Genomic DNA, 17,752 nt, shown 5'->3' on the forward strand with positions numbered 1-17,752 from the left:
GACTAAATCCCGTTGGGCAGCACAATGATGAAACGCAAGCCGCTGGGTTGAACCAACTCAGCGGACAGGGTACCGCGATGCCGCTCAATACCCCGCTTGGCAATGGCCAGACCCAAGCCCTGGCCTGCCTTGTCACCGTGCTTGAAGAAGGGATCAAAAATCTTCGAAAGCAACTCAGAGGGTACACCTGGCCCACGGTCTTCTATGGACACCGTCAAGCCTGTTGGATGGGCCGCAACGGCCACCAGAATGGTTTGACCAGCACAGCTGTGTTTGATGGCATTGCGTAAAATGTTGTCAAAACTGCGCATGAGCAGCTCCGGTTCACACGGGGCAGTCCAGTGTTCAACCGCGTTGTTGTACAGCACTTCCACGCCATGGGACCCCGCCTCAAACCGGGCATCTTCCACCACCTGGGTCAGCAGCTCCATCACATCCTGCTCTGCTTCGGGCTCACCCTGTGAGCCTGAATCCAGTCGAGACAAGCGCAGCAATTCATCAATCAAGTTGTCCAACCGCTCTGCCTCCAACTCAATGCGGCTCAAGCTTTGTTCCAGTTGTGCCGGGTTTTGCCGAGCCAAACCAGTGGCCAAATTCAGGCGGGCCAGTGGCGAACGCAACTCATGCGACACATCATGCAGCAGTGCCTTTTGTTGATTGATGCGCAACTGCAGTTCATGGGCCATCAAATCGAAGCCTTGCAGGAGTTGCCCAACCTCGTCGCCTTTGCCAGCGCTGTGTTTGCCATCGGTCAGCCGAACACCGAGGTCACCGGCCGATGCGGCACGAAACGCTTTTCGCAGTCGGGTTAATGGTCGACTGAAGTAATACGCCAATACCCCAGCAAACAACATGCTGGCCACAAACACCACCAGCCAATTCACCCACGGCATGGGTGGCAACAAGGGGGGCTCTGGTTTTTTTCGAGGCTTGGCCACATCGCCTGGCACGGGTGGCTTGGGTTTGGGAATGAACAACACCCAGCGTGTTTGATCGGGGTCGGTGGTGACCACGATGCCCGATTCCTCCAAGTCACCGGCGTCCAGCGCCTTTTGTACGCGCGCCTGCAACTCGGCGGGTACGGCCCGGTCCAGCAGTTCCTCACCATCTTCACTCACCGCGTACACCGGCACTGGGCCGCCGGTGCGATGGTGGTTGCGGGTCAGCAATTCTTTCAGCGCATCGGGCCCTTTGCCCTCCAGCACTGCCTGGGTGGACTCCAACAAAAACTGGGCGCGTGGACCTTCGGCCAGATCACGAAGGGATGGATCTTCCCGCAAGGCATGCAACACCACGCCGGTAAGCCCGGCGGCCACAAACAGACACAACCAGAAGGCAAGAAAAAATTTCCAGAACAGGGTGCGCATGGGGGGTGCTGTGCCTTTAGCGCAAGCTGAGCTGGTAACCTTGCCCGCGAATGGTGTGCAGCGCCAACACGCTGTCAGTGGCATTCAGGTTCAGCTTGTTTCGCAGCGCGCTCATGTGTACGTCAATGCTGCGGTCAAAACGCTCCAGCTTGCGGCCCAACCCTTGCTCGCACAGCAGGGCTTTGCTGACCACTTCGCCAGCGTGACTCATCAGCACCTCGAGTACATTGAACTCGGCACTGGTCAACTCCACGGGCTCTTCATTCAGGCTGGCTTTCCGTTTGCTGGAATCCAGGCTCAAGGGGCCAAGCGTGCGGGCAACCCGTGCAGTGGTGCTGTTGGACGACTCGGCAGTTCGGCGCAAAATGGCCCGAATGCGGGCCACAATTTCCCGGGGCATGCAGGGTTTGGGCACATAATCGTCAGCCCCCAGCTCCAGCCCCACAATTCGATCGATATTGTCGCCGCGGGCGGTCAGCATCAACACCGGTACTTCACTGCTTTGACGCAAGGTTTTCAGGGTGTCCAAACCATTTTGCTCACGCATCATGACATCCAGCACCACCAGGTCAACGCCGCCTTGCTGAATCCGGTTCAACCCATCCAGTGGGTTAGCACAATGTTCCGCATCAAACCCTTCACCACGCAGGTATTCACACAGCAATGTGCCCAGTTCAATGTCGTCGTCAATGTGGAGAATGCAAGTCATGGGGCTTCAAACGCGTCAACCAATGCCCACAGTGTACCGTTGGAAAGGAAGTGGCCCCAAGCTGCACCCTGGCGGGTTTACTTTTCTTTACCCGCTTGATGGCCTGCTTTACAGGCCTGGTGTGCAAGATGGGCACCGTGATGCAGTTGCATCCATTGCATGAACAACACAAGGAGTAATGCACATGACCACACGCGTTGAACACACCAACACTCGCCATGTATACCGATGGCTGGCCGCCAGTGCGTTCGCCCTGGCTTTGCCCTGGGGAGCAGCCCAGGCAGCAACTCCCAACGCTGGAGACGCCACTGCTGCCCCTCCACCGCCCCACGAGATGCGGGGTGGCCCTGGGCATGGACCAGAGCGACGTGAACACGGCCCCATGGCCATGCTCAAAAAGCTGAACCTGACCCCGGAGCAAGATACACAGGTTAAGCAGATTCTGGACAAACAGCATGCCCGGATGGAGGGACGACGCGAAGCCCACAAAGCCCACCATGCTGAGATGCGGGCCTTGGTGGAAAGCGACACCTTCGACCAAGCCAAAGCGACCCGACTCATTCAGCAACAACAGCAGCAGGAGCTGAATGACCGGCTGGCCATGTTGCAAACCCAGCATGATATTTACAAGGTATTGACGCCAGAGCAGCGCAGCAAACTGAAAGCACTGGAAGAGCGCCGCGAGCAGCGCTGGAAAGATCGTGATGCGAAAAAACCAGCGAAATAACTCGCCACTTTTTATGGGTTGTCACACTCTCCTCAACCCATGAAAAAACCCCGAGAGGCACAAGGCCTTTCGGGGTTTTGTTCTTTGCAATGCCAGATGTGATTAGCGCGGCAATACAGTGGCACCCATCAGGTATTGGTCGACCTCGCGAGCAGCCTGACGGCCTTCGCGAATGGCCCACACCACCAGCGACTGGCCGCGGCGCATGTCGCCCGCTGCAAACACCTTGTCCACGTTGGTGCGGTAGCAGCCTTCACCATCGGTGGTGGCTTTGGCGTTGCCCCGGTTGTCTTTCTCGACACCGAAGGCTTCCAGCACGCTCTTGGCGGGGTTGGTAAAGCCCATGGCAAACAGCACCAGGTCGGCGGCAATTTCAAATTCGCTGCCAGCCACTTCCTGCATTTTCATTTGGCCGGTGGCTTCGTCCTTCACCCATTCCACTTTGGCGCACAGGGCGGCTTTCACATTGCCTTTGCCGTCATCGATGAACTTCTTGGTGGTCACAGCGAAATCGCGCTGAACACCTTCTTCGTGGGAAGACGAGGTGCGCATTTTCATGGGCCAGTAAGGCCACACCAACGGCTTGTTTTCATGCTCGGGGGGCTGGGGCATCAGTTCAATCTGCACCACTTGCTTGGCACCATGGCGGTTGGACGTTCCCACACAGTCGGAACCGGTGTCACCACCGCCAATCACGAGCACGTTTTTCTTGGTGGCCAGAATTTGGTCTTTCAGCTTGTCACCGGCATTCACGCGGTTTTGCAGGGGCAGGAATTCCATGGCGAAGTGCACGCCATTCAATTCACGGCCAGGCACGGGCAAATCGCGCGGCACTTCAGAACCACCGGTGAGAATCACCGCATCGAACTGCTTCATCAGTTCTTTGGGGCTGATGCTTTCTTTGGCCAGGTTGGCAATGCCACCTTCCACCAGTTTTTCGCCCACAAACACGCTGGTCTTGAAGGTCACGCCTTCGGCTTCCATTTGCTTGACGCGGCGGTCAATGTGGCTCTTCTCCATTTTGAAGTCGGGAATGCCATAGCGCAGCAAGCCACCGATGCGGTCGTTCTTTTCAAACACGGTCACGTCATGACCCACGCGGGCCAACTGCTGGGCAGCGGCCATGCCGGCAGGCCCGGAGCCCACCACAGCCACTTTCTTGCCGGTTTTTGCAGCAGCCGGCTGGGGCACCACCCAACCATTGGACCAACCCTTGTCGATAATCGCATGCTCAATCGACTTGATGCCCACGGGTGCCTCGTGAATGCCCAACGTACAGGCGGCTTCGCAGGGTGCTGGGCAAATGCGGCCGGTGAACTCGGGGAAGTTGTTGGTGGAATGCAGCGTGTTGAGCGCATTCTGCCAATCCTGCTTGAACACCAGGTCGTTGAAGTCGGGAATGATGTTGTTGACCGGACAACCGTTATTGCAAAACGGAATGCCGCAGTCCATGCAGCGTGCGCCCTGCACTTTGGCTTGTTCGTCGGTCAGCGTCAGCACAAATTCCTTGTAGTGCTTCACGCGCGCCTGGGGAGCCTCGTATTGCTCCTCCTGGCGTTCAAATTCCATAAAACCGGTGACTTTTCCCATTTCTTAAATCCTCATAAACAGGCAATCTGCCCCGTTGTTCTTCAAGCGGCCACTTTGGCGCCAGACTGCGCTGCCACATAGAGCTCTTTCAGTGCGCGGCGGTATTCGGTCGGGAATACCTTGACGAACTTCTTGCGCTCTGTGGCCCAGTTGTCCAGGATGTCCTTGGCGCGCGGGCTGCCGGTGTAGCGGGCATGGCGTTCAATCAAGCCTTTCAGGATGGCTTCGTCGGTTTGACGTTCTGCTCCCCGGGCCACGCTGTGCCAAATTTCCTTGTCGCCCTTGGCTTCCTGCTCACTGGCGGTTTGCACACCTTCCAGCTCCACCTGCGCCATGTTGCAGCGCTTGGCGAACAAGCCATCGATGTCGTAGACGTAGGCCAAGCCACCGCTCATGCCCGCAGCAAAGTTGCGGCCAGTTTGGCCCAACACCACCACGGTACCGCCGGTCATGTATTCACAACCATGATCGCCAGTGCCTTCAATCACGGCCGCAGCACCCGAGTTGCGCACGGCAAAACGCTCGCCAGCCACACCACTCAGGAATGCTTCACCCGCAATGGCGCCGTACAGCACGGTGTTGCCCACAATCATGTTCTCGAAGCTTTCGCCGCGGAAGTCGTTGGTGGGGCGCACAATGATGCGACCACCCGACAGGCCCTTGCCCACGTAGTCGTTGCCTTCACCCACCAGGTCGGCGGTAATGCCGTGGGCCAGGAAGGCACCGAAGGACTGCCCGGCTGTGCCGGTGAACTGGATGTGGATGGTGTCGTCGGGCAACCCTTCATGGCCATAACGCTTGGCCACTTCACCCGACAACATGGCACCGGCGGTGCGGTTCACGTTCTTGATCGGGGTAATGAAGGAAACCTTCTCGCCCTTGTCCAGCGCGGGTTTGGCTTGTGCAATCAGCTTCTGGTCCAGGGCCTTGTCCAAGCCATGGTCCTGCGTGCCCGTGTGGCGCAGGGGTTCGGTGGTGCCGGTGGGCACCCACAGCAGGCGGCTGAAATCCAGACCCTTGGCTTTCCAGTGGGAAATGCCCTTCTTCATGTCCAGCAGGTCGGCACGGCCAATCAGCTCTTCAAAGCTGCGAATGCCCAGCTGCGCCATGATTTCGCGCACTTCATTGGCCACGAAGAAGAAGTAATTCACCACGTGCTCGGGCTTGCCGGTGAACTTCTTGCGAAGCTCGGGGTTTTGTGTGGCCACGCCCACGGGGCAGGTGTTCAGGTGGCACTTGCGCATCATGATGCAGCCTTCCACCACCAGCGGTGCGGTGGCAAAGCCAAATTCATCGGCACCCAACATGGCACCAATCACCACGTCACGGCCGGTTTTCATCTGGCCGTCCACTTGCACGCGAATGCGTCCGCGCAGGCCGTTCAGCACCAGGGTTTGCTGGGTTTCAGCCAGGCCGAGTTCCCAGTTGGTACCGGCATGCTTAATAGAAGACACTGGCGATGCACCGGTACCACCGTCCTGACCCGCGATCACCACGTGATCGGCCTTGGCCTTGGACACACCAGCAGCAATCGTACCCACACCCACTTCCGACACCAACTTCACAGACACGGAGGCTGCTGGGTTCACGTTTTTCAGGTCGTGAATCAGCTGGGCCAAGTCTTCAATCGAATAAATGTCGTGGTGCGGTGGTGGGGAAATGAGGCCCACGCCAGGCACGGAGTAACGCAGCTTGCCGATGTAGTCGGACACTTTGCCACCGGGCAACTGACCGCCTTCACCAGGCTTGGCACCCTGGGCCATCTTGATCTGGATTTGATCGGCCGAAGTCAGGTATTCGGCGGTTACACCGAAACGACCGGAGGCCACCTGCTTGATGCGCGAACGCAGGCTATCACCTTTCTTCAAGGGGAAGTCAGCCACCACCACATCGCCCAGCTCGCTCTTCAGCGTAGCGCCTTCGGCAATGGGGCCATTGCCTGGACCAAACTTTTCCAGACCCGCACGCAGCTCGGTGCGGTAACGCTTGGCGTCCTCGCCACCTTCACCGGTGTTGCTCTTGCCGCCGATGCGGTTCATGGCCACAGCCAGTGTGGAGTGTGCTTCGGTTGAAATAGAACCCAGCGACATGGCGCCGGTTGCAAAGCGCTTCACAATCTCTTCAGCCGATTCCACTTCTTCAATCGGAATGGCTTTGGCGGCGTCCACACGGAATTCAAACAGACCACGCAGCGTCATGTGGCGCTTGCTTTGGTCGTTGATGATTTGCGCGTATTCCTTGTAGGTGTTGTAAGTGCCGCTGCGTGTGGAGTGCTGCAATTTGGCAATGGCATCGGGGGTCCACATGTGCTCTTCACCCCGGGTACGCCAGGCGTATTCGCCACCGGCGTCCAGCGCGCCAGCCAACACGGGGTCGGGGCTGAAAGCGGCCTGGTGAATGCGGATGGCTTCCTCGGCCACTTCAAACACACCAATGCCTTCCACCTTGGTGGGTGTGCCGGCAAAGTAGGCGTCGATGAAGGCTTGGTTCAAACCCACCGCTTCAAAAATTTGCGCGCCGGTGTAGCTCATGTAGGTGGAAATGCCCATCTTGGACATCACCTTCATCAAGCCCTTGCCCACCGCCTTGATGTAGTTGTACACGGCCTTCTCGGGGCTCAGGTCGCCAGTCAAGCCCTTGCTCATGTCGGCAATGGTTTCCATGGCCAAATAGGGGTGCACGGCTTCGGCGCCGTAACCGGCCAGCAATGCAAAGTGGTGTACTTCGCGGGCAGAACCGGTTTCAACCACCAGGCCGGTGGACGTGCGCTGGCCTACTTTGACGAGGTGCTGGTGAATGGCCGATGTGGCCAACAAGGCGGGAATGGCGACGTGGTCACGGTCCACCAGACGGTCGGAAATGATCAGGATGTTGGCACCGTTGTTCACGGCGTCGCGCGCTTCGGCACACAGGGAAGCCAAACGGGCCTCAATGCCTTCCTTGCCCCAGGCCACGGGGTAGCAAATGTTGAGTTCATGGCTCTTGAACTTGCCGCCCGTGAACTGCTCGATGTTACGGATTTTGGCCATGTCCTTGGAGGTGAGCACAGGCTGGCCCACTTCCAATCGCATCGGCGGGTTGATGTTGTTCAGGTCCAGCAGGTTGGGCTTGGGCCCAATGAAGCTGTTCAAGCTCATCACGAGGTTTTCGCGGATCGGGTCGATCGGCGGGTTGGTCACCTGGGCAAACAACTGCTTGAAGTAGTTATACAGGGGCTTGAGCTTGTTGGACATGACGGCCAGCGGGCTGTCGTTGCCCATGGAACCGGTGGCTTCTTCAGCCGACACCAGCATGGGCGCCATCAGGAACTTCAGGTCTTCCTGGGTGTAGCCAAACGCTTGCTGGCGGTCCAGCAGGCTTTCACGCGGCTGTACAGGCTCGGGTTGGCCTTCCACTTCATCCAGCTTCACGCGGATGGTGTCAATCCACTGCTTGTAGGGCTTGGACGACGCGAGCTGATTTTTCAGTTCGTCGTCGTTGATGATGCGGCCGGCTTCCATGTCGATGAGGAACATTTTGCCGGGCTGCAGGCGCCACTTCTTGACGATTTTGCTTTCGGGAATCGACAGGGTGCCAGACTCTGAAGCCATCACCACCAGGTCGTCTTCGGTCACGATATAACGGGCGGGGCGCAGGCCGTTGCGGTCCAGCGTGGCACCAATCTGCTTGCCGTCGGTGAAGGCCAGGGCGGCGGGGCCGTCCCAAGGTTCCATCATGGCCGCGTGGTATTCATAGAAGGCGCGACGGTTGTCGTCCATCAGGGTGTGCTGTTCCCAAGCCTCAGGCACCATCATCATCATGGCCTGTGCAATGGGGTAGCCAGCCATGACCAACAGTTCCAAGCAGTTGTCGAAACAGGCGGTGTCGGACTGGCCCTCAAAAATCAGCGGGTAGAGTTTTTGCAGGTCATCGCCCAACACGGCGCTCTTCATCACGCCTTCACGGGCGCGCATCCAGTTGAAGTTGCCCTTCACGGTGTTGATTTCACCGTTGTGGGCCAGCATGCGGTAGGGGTGGGCCAATGGCCATTCGGGGAATGTGTTGGTCGAGAAGCGCTGGTGAACCAGGGCCAGGGCTGACACGCAGCGGGCATCTTGCAGGTCGAGGTAGTACTCGCCCACCTGGTTGGCCAGCAGCAGGCCCTTGTACACAATGGTGCGGGCGCTCATGGAGGGGGTGAAATATTCGGTGCCGTGGGCCAGGTTCAGGGCCTTGATGGCGTGCACGGCGCGCTTGCGGATCACATACAGTTTGCGCTCCAGGGCATCGGTCACCATGATGTCGCGGCCACGGCCAACAAACACCTGGCGAATCACCGGCTCTTTGGCGCGCACGGTGGGGCTCATGGGCATGTCAGCATTCACCGGCACATCACGCCAGCCCAACAACACCTGGCCTTCGGCCTTGATGGCGCGCTCCATTTCCTGTTCGCAGGCGATGCGGGACGCGGTTTCTTTCGGCAGGAACAACATGCCCACGCCGTATTCACCGGCTGGTGGCAGTGTCACGCCCTGCTTGGCCATTTCTTCGCGGAAGAAGGCATCAGGAATTTGAATCAGGATACCGGCACCGTCGCCCATCAATGGGTCGGCACCCACGGCGCCCCGGTGGTCCAAGTTTTCCAGAATTTTCAGGCCACTGGCGATGATGTCGTGGGTCTTCTTGCCCTTGATGTGGGCCACAAAGCCCACGCCGCACGCGTCGTGTTCGTATTCTTTGGAGTACAGGCCGTGTTGTTCGGCTGCCTGGCGAATGTCTTGCATGTGCAATCTCCGGAATGCGGAGGACTGTTCGCCGGCCTGAAATGGGTGAGGCGCAACAAATCCCCATGAAATTCAGGGTCTTTGACCCAAGTGAACACGCACTGTACTGCAGTGCGGCATGCAGATCAAGGAAAATAAATGGGGTCTGACCCCATTTTAGAACCCCCACCCCAATTTATAAAATTTAATTGGGGACAGACCATTGAAAAATGCACACTATTCGTGCATTCAGCGCACAGATTCGGCCTTGGGGGGTCGTCCGCGCGGCCGCGGGCGGGCCGAGCGGTTGGCCAAAAGGTCCACCTGCTGGAAAAAGGCGTCGTCACTCCACAACCAGCCTTTGTGAATGCACTCGCTCAGCTCGCGCTGGTCCCTCTCGGAAAACCCCTGCTCACTGAACTGGCGGTATCGGCTTTGGCGTTCAAATGGCGTATTGCCCAATGCCCAGTAACTGGGCAAATCGGCCAGCCAAGCTTCATTCACCACGCCGGCATGGGCGGCATAGCTGCTCCAGGGGTAGGTGGCCAGGTCTAGGGTTTGATGCACCCGCAGGGCCAACTGCTCGACAAACAGGCAGGCCTTCAAACTGCGGGACCCCGGCTGCACCACGGTGGACTTGAACCGGGGCTCCCACACGGGGCCACCCAATGCTGGCTGTGCGTCTTTGATGACTGGCGAAAAATGCCGATTGAGGTTTTGCACAAACCGACCGGCCTGTTGGGCATCATTGACCTGCAGCATGACCATGGCACCCACGGTGGCCAAACCATAGGCATGCACCTGCACACCCTCTTCCCGTGCACTCACCGGCAGGCGGTCGCGAAAAAAGGCAAAGGCCTCGCGGGTTTTGAATACATCCTGTCCACCCACGCCCTGCAGCTCCAACACCACTGGGCACTCCGGGATGAAAAGACGAGCCTGCCGGGCCATGGGCGTTGCGGCCGGTTTAGCCAGGCAGGCCAGGCACCGACAGGCGCTGGTGTTCTTTCATGGCATAGCGGTCAGTCATGCCAGCAATGTAATCGGCAATGGCGCGGGGCGCATCGGTTTGGGCGCGCTGGAAAAACTGTGGGGGCAGCAGACGCGGGTCTTCCATGAAGGTGGCAAACAGGTCTTGCACCACCCGCCGCGCTTTCATGGTTGCGCGCAACACCTGGTAATGCTGGTACAGGCTTTTGCGCAAAAAAGCTTTCAACTCGCGATTGAGCTCGGCCATCTCATCGCTGAAGCCGATGAGTGCTGGGGCTTGCTGAACATCGGCCACGCAAGTGGGCTGGTGCTGTTGAATGCGTCGGTCCGACTCGGCCAACAGGTCGGACACCAAGGCATTGATGACCCCGCGCACGGTTTCGTGAATGAGACGTCGGCCTTCCAGCTTGGGATGACGTACCAACACGCGGTCCAGGTGCAACTTGAACAGACGCACCTCGGCACACTGTTCCAGTGAGATGAGGCCTGAACGCAGCCCATCGTCAATGTCGTGGTTGTTGTAGGCAATTTCATCGGCCAGGTTGGTGACCTGCGCTTCCAGCACGGGGCGGCGGTTGTCCAGAAAGCGCTTGGCCACATCACCCAAACGCTCGGCATTGGGGCGGCTGCAGTGCTTCAAAATGCTTTCGCGGGTTTCAAAACACAGGTTCAACCCGTTGAAGCTGGCGTACTTTTCTTCCAGGTCATCCACCACCCGCAGGCTTTGCAGGTTGTGCTCAAACCCACCGTGGGGCTGCATGCAGTCGTTGAGCGCGTCCTGCCCGGCATGGCCAAACGGGGTGTGGCCAAGGTCGTGCGCCAGGGCAACCGCTTCGGTCAATTCCTCATTCAGGCCCAGGTTGCGGGCAATGCTGCGGGCCAGTTGGGCCACTTCCAGACTATGGGTGAGGCGGGTGCGGTACAAGTCGCCCTCGGTGTTGACAAACACCTGGGTTTTGTATTCCAACCGGCGAAATGCTGCGCTGTGAATGATGCGGTCGCGATCGCGTTCAAACTCGGTGCGGCCAAACGGCGGCTCCTCATTGTGCACACGGCCTTTGGTGTTGGCCGACGACACCGCATAGGGCGCCAGGTTGCGCTCAAAGTCCAGCATGGCGGCCTCGCACGTCCATCAATCTCCTGCACCCAGCTCAAGCAGGGTTTGCCGCACCAGCGCTTCGTCGGCAGGTGATGTGTTGGCTTTGCCCAGGCCATTGAGCAACACGTATTTAATGGCACCGGCGTCGTTCTTCTTGTCGTGCGCCATCAATTCCATGAATTTGTTCACGCCCAGTTTGGGCGGCATGGCGGGCAGGCGGGCCTGAATGACCACCTTTTTCAACCGGGCCGACTCCTCGGCACTCAAACGCCCCATGCGTTTGCACAACTCGGCGGCAATCACCATGCCGCAGCCCACCGCCTCGCCGTGGTACCACTGGCCGTAACCCATGCCGGCTTCAATGGCATGGCCAAAGGTGTGGCCAAAATTCAGAATGGCACGCAAACCACCTTCGCGTTCGTCTTTGGACACCACATCGGCCTTGATTTCGCAACTGCGCTTGACCACCAGCGCCAACAATTCTGCATCGCGGTTCAACAGGGCGGGCATGTTCTGCTCCACCACGTCCAAATACGCCGTGTCGGCAATCGCGCCATGCTTGATGATCTCTGCCAATCCACAGCTCAGCTCACGGTCCGGCAATGTATTCAGGGTTGCAATGTCGGTGATCACCAGTTGGGGCTGGTAAAAAGCCCCGATCATGTTTTTGCCCAGCGGGTGGTTGATGCCCGTTTTACCGCCCACCGAACTGTCCACCTGGCTGAGCAAGGTGGTGGGTACCTGGATAAACGGAATCCCACGCATGAAGGCTGATGCAGCAAAACCGCCCATGTCGCCAATCACGCCGCCGCCCAAGGCCACCAGCACGGTTTTGCGGTCACAGTGGTGTTGCAACAGTGCATCAAATACCCGTTGCAGGGTGGGCCAGTCCTTGTATTCTTCCCCGTCAGGCAAGGTCACCGTGTGCACTGCTTTGGCCCCGGCCTCCCGCAAGGTTGCATTCAGGCGGTCGGCATACAGAGGGCCCACCGTGGTGTTGGTGCACACCATCACCGTTCGACCGCTCACGACGGGCGCAAACAGTTCAGCACGGGCCAGAAGGCCGTTGCCAATGTGTATGGGGTAGCTGCGATCCCCAAGGTCCACGTTCAAACTGTGCATGCTCATTTGCTTCCCACGGGGCTGCTGGATTTGTCCAAACCCACAGCCTGACAGATTTTTCCCACCAGTTGCGACACCGGCTGACGACCGGTTTCGACCACCACGTCGGCCACTGACTTGTACAAGGGCAGGCGCAGGGCCAACAACTCTTCGATTTTTTTGCGCGGGTTGGGCCCTTGCAGAAGAGGCCTATTTTTATCCAAACGGGTGCGCTGGTAAAGTTCGCCTGCTGAGGCGCTCAAATACACCACGGCGCCGACCCGCTTGAGGGTAGTGCGGTTTTCCTCGGCCAGCACGATGCCTCCACCAGTGGCCACGACCAGACCGGCACGCCCTTCCAGGCCCGTCAACACATGGCTTTCGCGGCGGCGAAAGCCGGCCTCACCCTCGATTTCAAAGATGGTGGGAATGCTGACCCCGGTCTGCTGTTCAATCAGGTGGTCGGTGTCCACAAATTCCCAAGACAGATGTTTGGCCAAGGCCTTGCCGACTGTGCTTTTGCCGGCACCCATCATGCCCACTAGCACAATGCATGGATTAGACACTTCATCAAATATTGATCGTCAATCAATGCATTGTACGGGAAAGCAAGCGATCAGGAGTCTTGCAGCACCACGGGGGTCAAGAAGATGAGCAGTTCCGCCCGGCGCTTGCTGCTGGTGGTTCCCTTGAACAATTGGCCCAGCAGGGGCACATCGCCCAAGCCAGGTACCTTGTCATTCTTGGTGTTGTCCTCTTCCTCAAAAATGCCGCCCAACACCACCGTACCACCATCGCTGACCAGCACTTTGGTTTTCACCCGACGGGTGTTGATGGCTGGGCCGTTGGCCGTGGTCACACCCACGGAATCTTTGGACACATTGACCTCCAGCAGGATGGTGCCATCGGGTGAGATCTGTGGTGTGACGTCCAGCTTCAGGTTGGCCTGCTTGAACTCAACGGCCGTGGCACCGCTGCTGGTGGCAATTTGGTATGGAATTTCGGTGCCCTGTTCAATCAGCGCGGGCTCCTTGTTGGAGGTGATGACACGCGGGTTGGACACGGTGCGAACCCTGTCCTCACTTTCCAACGCTCGAAGCTGCAGATTGATCAAGCGTGTGGAGGCCTTGTTGTACAAGGTGTAGGCCAACACATTCCCGGCCTCGGAGCCACTGTCGATGAACCCCTTTTTGCCAAAAATGTCACCAATGTCGCCAAATGCCTTGGCGCGGCTATCTGTGGCCCGCACGCGCGCACCCAACTCGCGCGACACGGTGGTATCGGCCAATACCACCTTGGCCTCGATCATCACCTGTTTCACCGGTTTGTCCATGCTCTGGATGATGGCGCGAATTCGCTCGATCCGGCTCGGGGTGTCCTGTATGAAAATCTGGCTGGTCCGCTCATCGGACAAAATAGTGCCTCGCGATGAGAGCAGCTTGGAGTCTTTGGACTTGATGATGTTCACCACCTCCGCCGTTTTTTGGTAACTCACCAGAAAACTGCGGGACACCAGTGGCTCCATGTCATCCTGCGCGCGCCGGTTGGCGGCTTCCAGCTGATCGGCTCCAGCATCTGTGGGATTGGACACCAGCAACACATTGCCCGACTGACTGGAAATCAAACCCTTTGAACGCAGCACGATGTCCAGTGCCTGGTCCCATGGCACATCTTTCAGGTGCACCGTCACCTTGCCTTGAACGGCATCACTGACGACCAGGTTCATCTTGGTGAACTCAGCAAACACCTGCAGCACCGTGCGAATGTCAGCCTCTTTGAAATCCAGGCTGATCGGTCGACCAGTGTAACGTGCAAGCAAGCTATTCAATTCACTGGCCGGTGTGACAGTGGGTTTGCCAGACACTGCACCCCCCACCGAGGGGTTGGTGCCTTCGGCGGCCACGTGAACAGGCTTGAAAACAATGTCCAACTGCGCGCCCTGCTGGCGCAGTTGGTGCTGCACGCCAGCGCCGCGAAGCTGCAACGTCAGGGCCTCATCACCAGTCTGGATTTGCACTTGACCGATGCGCCCGGAGGGCGAGTTGCCGGGCTGCAGGCCAGTCGCCTTGGCCATGGAAACCAACGGAAAGCGGAACCGATAGCGGTCCTGCTTGATGAAAGTGTCCAGCTTCACGTCGCTGCGGTCAAAGTCCAGGCGCAACACATCCGACTCACCTTCCGTCAACCAGCTTGCTGCCTGCAACAGAACACTTTGCGGACGGTCCAGCGCCTGTTTGCCCAAGGCTTTGGCTACAACAGGCTTTAACTGGCTGTCGTCGGCCAGGTTTGAACCCAGCTCGGTGCCAGGAACAAACGGCCGAGGCCCCCGAAACACCAGTTTCAGGTCTGTCGGGCTGTCCGACTTGGTGACCGTGTAGCGATTGTTCATGCCAATCACCAAGCGGCTTTGACCCTCGGTATCCATCCACTGAAGACTGCTCAACCGGCTGTCTTTGGGCAAGCTGGGCGATGCCACCGCATGTTGAATGGGCTCCAGAAACTGAATCACCTGCCGATCCGGATTGCCGATCTGAAACATCCGAACGGCCTTTCCCAACCCGTCAGAGAATGTCAGAGTGACCACCGTGTGGTCTGGGGTCTCCTCCAGGTCCAGGCGTTGAACGGTGGCTGCAAGTGCAGCGGGTGCCCAGATCAAACCAGCGGCACAACACCACAACAACAGGGTTTTCCGGATTGCCTTGATGGAACAGGTTGGCATGTTTAGTCCTCGTTGGGTGTGGGTGTGTTCAAGTACAGGGTGACCGGTCGGTTGGTATCCGTGGGGGTGATGGGCGACAACACCACGCGTGCGTCATCCACTTTGTCGACACGCCACTGCTGGTCCAGCACAGCACCCACGGCCACCACCTGTTCCCGGGTACCATCATTCAAAATCGCCACACGCTTCATGCCTGCGCCAATCAGACCCGTCATGGTCCACTTCGAAGCACCAGGCCCGGCGGTTGAAGCAACCACCCGGTCACCTTTGAGGGATTGCTCCAGCAAACGGCCATCAATGGCTGGAAGCGGGGGTTTGGGTGGCGGGGTATAGCGCAACGTACTGGGGTCGGGTGCCTGGTAGGACTGACTGCGAACCAGCCGCTGCTCAATCACTTGCATTTTCTCGGCATGCAAAGCAGCCGGGCTGTCGGCGATGCCAAGCCAGGGACTGATCAAAAAGCCAATCAGCAGGTCCAACACCCAAAAACCGGAATCAGTGTTGATCATGTGAACTCTCCGGCTTGTCCTGCGTTGGCACCAACTGGGCGTAGGCATTCAGAACGCCACTAAGAACCCAGGATTTTTCAGTGGAACGCCACTGCAACTCAAATGAATCCAGATTGGCCTGCCGCGTCATGCTGGCCACCAGATTCGGAAACCTGGACATGGCACGCCCAGAACCCGACACGCCCACCTTGACCGGTACCACGCGCATTACATCGAGATTTTTCGCCTCTGTCGGTTCAAATTCGGCCAGTTTTAATTCACTGCCCTGCACCGTGGCATTGAGTCGAGACAGGAAAATCGTCAGCTCTTTGTCGTCAGGCAATGATTTCTGAAGCGCGGGGATTTCCACGCGAAGTTTTGCCAGTTCGTCTTCAATGGTGGGCTGCTCCACCAGCAAGGCCGATTGTTTTTCCAGTTGACTCACCAGGTCGGCAATGGCCTGCTGGTTCAGCGCCGACTGCTCCAGTTGTCCGCGCCACAAGGCCACATACAACAGCACGAGCAACACCAGTGCGGTGACCGCAACCGCCTTCCTGCGCCGGCGGGGCTGAAGCAGGTGGATGGTTTGCCAGACGTGGGCCAGTCTATCGGTTGTTGGGTGTGGCATCCGCAAGCTCCTGTGCTGGTGGCGATGCTGAACTGGGCGAACTCAGGTGCATCTTCATGTCAAATTCATGGCGATTACCATCCACCGACGGACCGTCCAAACCTGTTTGGCGAAGCCTGACCACTTCGACCTGTGTAAACAGTCCGCGACGCATTTCCAGCTGGTGAACCCAGGCGGTAAAGCTGGTGATGGACGCCGTGGTGCCAGACACCTGCAACCAACCATCCTGAAATGTGATCTTGCCCACCTCGGTGGTCTCGGGAAATCCATTCTCCAGCGCAGACACCATCACACTGGCCAGCATCGCCTTGTCCTGCACGGACCGGAGAGCCAACACCTGCTCGCGCAGCTTCTTCAGCTCGGCTTTCATGGCCTCCACGCGGCTCACGCGTTGCGCAATTTTCTGCTGCGTGTCACGCAGTCGGTCCTGATAAGCCTGTTGTTCATCCAGCTGCGAAGACATCCAATGACTCACCCCGGCCAATGCGGACACCACCAAGGCCAGGCTCACGAACATCTCGGCCATTACCCGCCGACGTAGGCGGTTCATGCTGCCTTGCCGGTAGGGATACAAATTGAAAACAATCAAGCGCATGGCAAGGCCTCCAATGCACCAAATGGCATCACATCCTCATGCCAGTGCGCCTGCAATTCGCGACGGGGCGGTGAATTGACCCACAACGCAGACAGCACCGCGCTTCGGCGAACAATCACCTCCACCCCTTTGGACGCCATCAACTCGCCACCGAGGATCAGGCGGGGGGGCAGTGCGTCGCTGGCCGCATGGTCCCTGCTCCAAATCGACACCAGTTTTTCCATGGCAGACACGGCCTGTACGGCAGAAAAACCCTCCTCGCTGGCATCGGCCGATTCGTGCAGCAACAGGCCTTCGCTGTAAACCCGAAGGGCAATTCGGTGGGCCCATAGTTGACCATGCAATAAAATGGTTCCGTCGGCTGCGTCGGCCTGGTCCCGAAGCGTTTGCAGATAACCATTCAAACCCGCCAAGGTGTTGGCGGTAACGCCGAAGCACTCCAGCTTGAGTTGCTTGCAGGCCTGCTGAACCTGCGCGATATACCGCTGGTCAATACCGGCAACCGCCAGGCTCATGGACCCATCATTCAACATCGCTTTGGTTTGCCAGTCATACGCCATGGACACTGCCGCATCTCCAACCACGGTGTCCAGCAAGTCCTCAATCTGGAAGCGGATAGACTGCTCGCTGTCGTCCTGGCGTGTCTGAATCTCACCAAAGTAAACCCAGTTGTCGGGCAGCCCGATCACCACACCTTCCGGCTTTGGGGTGGCCTGGCCCAAGGAACCGATCACCCGGCGCAACAGCGTGGTCATGAGCTCCCCATTCAGATCGCCCTCGGCCGTCTGCAGGGCCAGGGCCATGGACTCTCGACCGCTGGCGTGAATGGACTCAAACCGGTAAACGCCGCCGCGGGTTGCGACACGGCCGCACACCCAACGCACAGATGACTCGTCCACGCAAATGGACAGGGCCGTCCGCGTGCGGGAACGTGACCAGTTGCTGAATTGCAACAATGCACTGGGTAATGGAATGCGCATACAAAGGACACCTGAAA

The 17,752-nt window shown here is 58.4% G+C and carries 15 protein-coding genes; 2 read left to right on the forward strand and 13 right to left on the reverse strand.

Going from position 1 to position 17,752, the window contains the following annotated elements; all coding sequences use genetic code 11:
- Positions 1-2: 2 nt before the first annotated feature.
- Positions 3-1,367 (reverse strand): sensor histidine kinase, encoded by a 1,365-nt coding sequence (locus tag NQT62_RS02445; RefSeq protein WP_256762977.1) that lies wholly within the window; start codon positions 1,365-1,367, stop codon positions 3-5.
- Between the two features lie 16 nt (positions 1,368-1,383).
- Positions 1,384-2,076, reverse strand: a complete 693-nt coding sequence (locus NQT62_RS02450) for a response regulator transcription factor (RefSeq protein ID WP_256762978.1) — start codon at positions 2,074-2,076, stop codon at positions 1,384-1,386.
- A 50-nt stretch (positions 2,077-2,126) separates the two neighbouring features.
- On the opposite strand from NQT62_RS02450, the gene NQT62_RS02455 reads away from it, so the two are divergent.
- Positions 2,127-2,255 carry a hypothetical protein gene (locus tag NQT62_RS02455; RefSeq protein WP_256762979.1) on the forward strand — a complete coding sequence of 43 codons (129 nt, stop codon included), beginning with the start codon at positions 2,127-2,129 and terminating at the stop codon, positions 2,253-2,255.
- Between the two features lie 5 nt (positions 2,256-2,260).
- Complete coding sequence (locus NQT62_RS02460; protein ID WP_256762980.1) at positions 2,261-2,803, forward strand: Spy/CpxP family protein refolding chaperone; 543 nt, start codon at positions 2,261-2,263, stop codon at positions 2,801-2,803.
- 102 nt (positions 2,804-2,905) lie between these two features.
- Here the strand turns inward: NQT62_RS02460 and NQT62_RS02465 are convergent, their stop codons facing one another.
- From NQT62_RS02465 to NQT62_RS02515, 11 genes are all read right to left on the reverse strand, one after another.
- Complete coding sequence (locus tag NQT62_RS02465; RefSeq protein WP_256762981.1) at positions 2,906-4,393, reverse strand: glutamate synthase subunit beta; 1,488 nt, start codon at positions 4,391-4,393, stop codon at positions 2,906-2,908.
- A 41-nt stretch (positions 4,394-4,434) separates the two neighbouring features.
- The gene (locus NQT62_RS02470) at positions 4,435-9,156 is read right to left on the reverse strand and encodes a glutamate synthase-related protein (protein WP_256762983.1); all 4,722 of its coding nucleotides are present in this window, start codon (positions 9,154-9,156) and stop codon (positions 4,435-4,437) included.
- Positions 9,157-9,384: 228 nt separating this feature from the next.
- Entirely contained in the window at positions 9,385-10,086 is a 702-nt protein-coding gene (locus tag NQT62_RS02475) for a hypothetical protein (protein ID WP_256762984.1), read from the reverse strand.
- A 16-nt stretch (positions 10,087-10,102) separates the two neighbouring features.
- Positions 10,103-11,239 carry a deoxyguanosinetriphosphate triphosphohydrolase gene (locus NQT62_RS02480; RefSeq protein ID WP_256762985.1) on the reverse strand — a complete coding sequence of 379 codons (1,137 nt, stop codon included), beginning with the start codon at positions 11,237-11,239 and terminating at the stop codon, positions 10,103-10,105.
- A gap of 18 nt (positions 11,240-11,257) precedes the next feature.
- Positions 11,258-12,346 carry a 3-dehydroquinate synthase gene (aroB, locus tag NQT62_RS02485; protein WP_256762986.1) on the reverse strand — a complete coding sequence of 363 codons (1,089 nt, stop codon included), beginning with the start codon at positions 12,344-12,346 and terminating at the stop codon, positions 11,258-11,260.
- 2 nt (positions 12,347-12,348) lie between these two features.
- Entirely contained in the window at positions 12,349-12,861 is a 513-nt protein-coding gene (locus NQT62_RS02490) for a shikimate kinase (protein ID WP_256762987.1), read from the reverse strand.
- 80 nt (positions 12,862-12,941) lie between these two features.
- Entirely contained in the window at positions 12,942-15,044 is a 2,103-nt protein-coding gene (locus tag NQT62_RS02495) for a type IV pilus secretin PilQ (protein WP_256762988.1), read from the reverse strand.
- Positions 15,045-15,046: 2 nt separating this feature from the next.
- A complete protein-coding gene (locus NQT62_RS02500; protein ID WP_256762989.1) occupies positions 15,047-15,553 on the reverse strand; it encodes a hypothetical protein in 507 nt (168 codons plus the stop codon).
- Entirely contained in the window at positions 15,540-16,160 is a 621-nt protein-coding gene (pilO, locus tag NQT62_RS02505) for a type 4a pilus biogenesis protein PilO (RefSeq protein ID WP_256762991.1), read from the reverse strand. Before pilO ends, NQT62_RS02500 begins: the two co-directional genes overlap by 14 nt.
- Complete coding sequence (locus NQT62_RS02510; protein WP_256762993.1) at positions 16,138-16,755, reverse strand: PilN domain-containing protein; 618 nt, start codon at positions 16,753-16,755, stop codon at positions 16,138-16,140. Before NQT62_RS02510 ends, pilO begins: the two co-directional genes overlap by 23 nt.
- On the reverse strand, positions 16,746-17,735 hold the full coding sequence (locus NQT62_RS02515; protein ID WP_256762994.1) for a hypothetical protein: 990 nt from the start codon (positions 17,733-17,735) through the stop codon (positions 16,746-16,748). The genes NQT62_RS02510 and NQT62_RS02515 overlap by 10 nt, the downstream gene beginning before the upstream one ends.
- Between the last annotated feature and the right edge of the window lie 17 nt (positions 17,736-17,752).

The sequence above is a fragment of the Limnobacter humi genome (assembly GCF_024518835.1).
Lineage (GTDB): Bacteria > Pseudomonadota > Gammaproteobacteria > Burkholderiales > Burkholderiaceae_B > Limnobacter > Limnobacter humi.

Excerpts from the sequence above, each read along its gene's own strand:
- NQT62_RS02445 (WP_256762977.1), bottom strand. The coding sequence starts at position 1,367 with ATGCGCACCCTGTTCTGGAAATTTTTTCTTGCCTTCTGGTTGTGTCTG.
- NQT62_RS02450 (WP_256762978.1), bottom strand. The coding sequence starts at position 2,076 with ATGACTTGCATTCTCCACATTGACGACGACATTGAACTGGGCACATTG.
- NQT62_RS02460 (WP_256762980.1), top strand. The coding sequence starts at position 2,261 with ATGACCACACGCGTTGAACACACCAACACTCGCCATGTATACCGATGG.
- NQT62_RS02465 (WP_256762981.1), bottom strand. The coding sequence starts at position 4,393 with ATGGGAAAAGTCACCGGTTTTATGGAATTTGAACGCCAGGAGGAGCAA.
- NQT62_RS02470 (WP_256762983.1), bottom strand. The coding sequence starts at position 9,156 with ATGCAAGACATTCGCCAGGCAGCCGAACAACACGGCCTGTACTCCAAA.
- NQT62_RS02475 (WP_256762984.1), bottom strand. The coding sequence starts at position 10,086 with ATGGCCCGGCAGGCTCGTCTTTTCATCCCGGAGTGCCCAGTGGTGTTG.
- NQT62_RS02480 (WP_256762985.1), bottom strand. The coding sequence starts at position 11,239 with ATGCTGGACTTTGAGCGCAACCTGGCGCCCTATGCGGTGTCGTCGGCC.
- aroB (WP_256762986.1), bottom strand. The coding sequence starts at position 12,346 with ATGCACAGTTTGAACGTGGACCTTGGGGATCGCAGCTACCCCATACAC.
- NQT62_RS02490 (WP_256762987.1), bottom strand. The coding sequence starts at position 12,861 with ATGATGGGTGCCGGCAAAAGCACAGTCGGCAAGGCCTTGGCCAAACAT.
- NQT62_RS02495 (WP_256762988.1), bottom strand. The coding sequence starts at position 15,044 with ATGCCAACCTGTTCCATCAAGGCAATCCGGAAAACCCTGTTGTTGTGG.
- NQT62_RS02500 (WP_256762989.1), bottom strand. The coding sequence starts at position 15,553 with ATGATCAACACTGATTCCGGTTTTTGGGTGTTGGACCTGCTGATTGGC.
- pilO (WP_256762991.1), bottom strand. The coding sequence starts at position 16,160 with ATGCCACACCCAACAACCGATAGACTGGCCCACGTCTGGCAAACCATC.
- NQT62_RS02510 (WP_256762993.1), bottom strand. The coding sequence starts at position 16,755 with ATGCGCTTGATTGTTTTCAATTTGTATCCCTACCGGCAAGGCAGCATG.
- NQT62_RS02515 (WP_256762994.1), bottom strand. The coding sequence starts at position 17,735 with ATGCGCATTCCATTACCCAGTGCATTGTTGCAATTCAGCAACTGGTCA.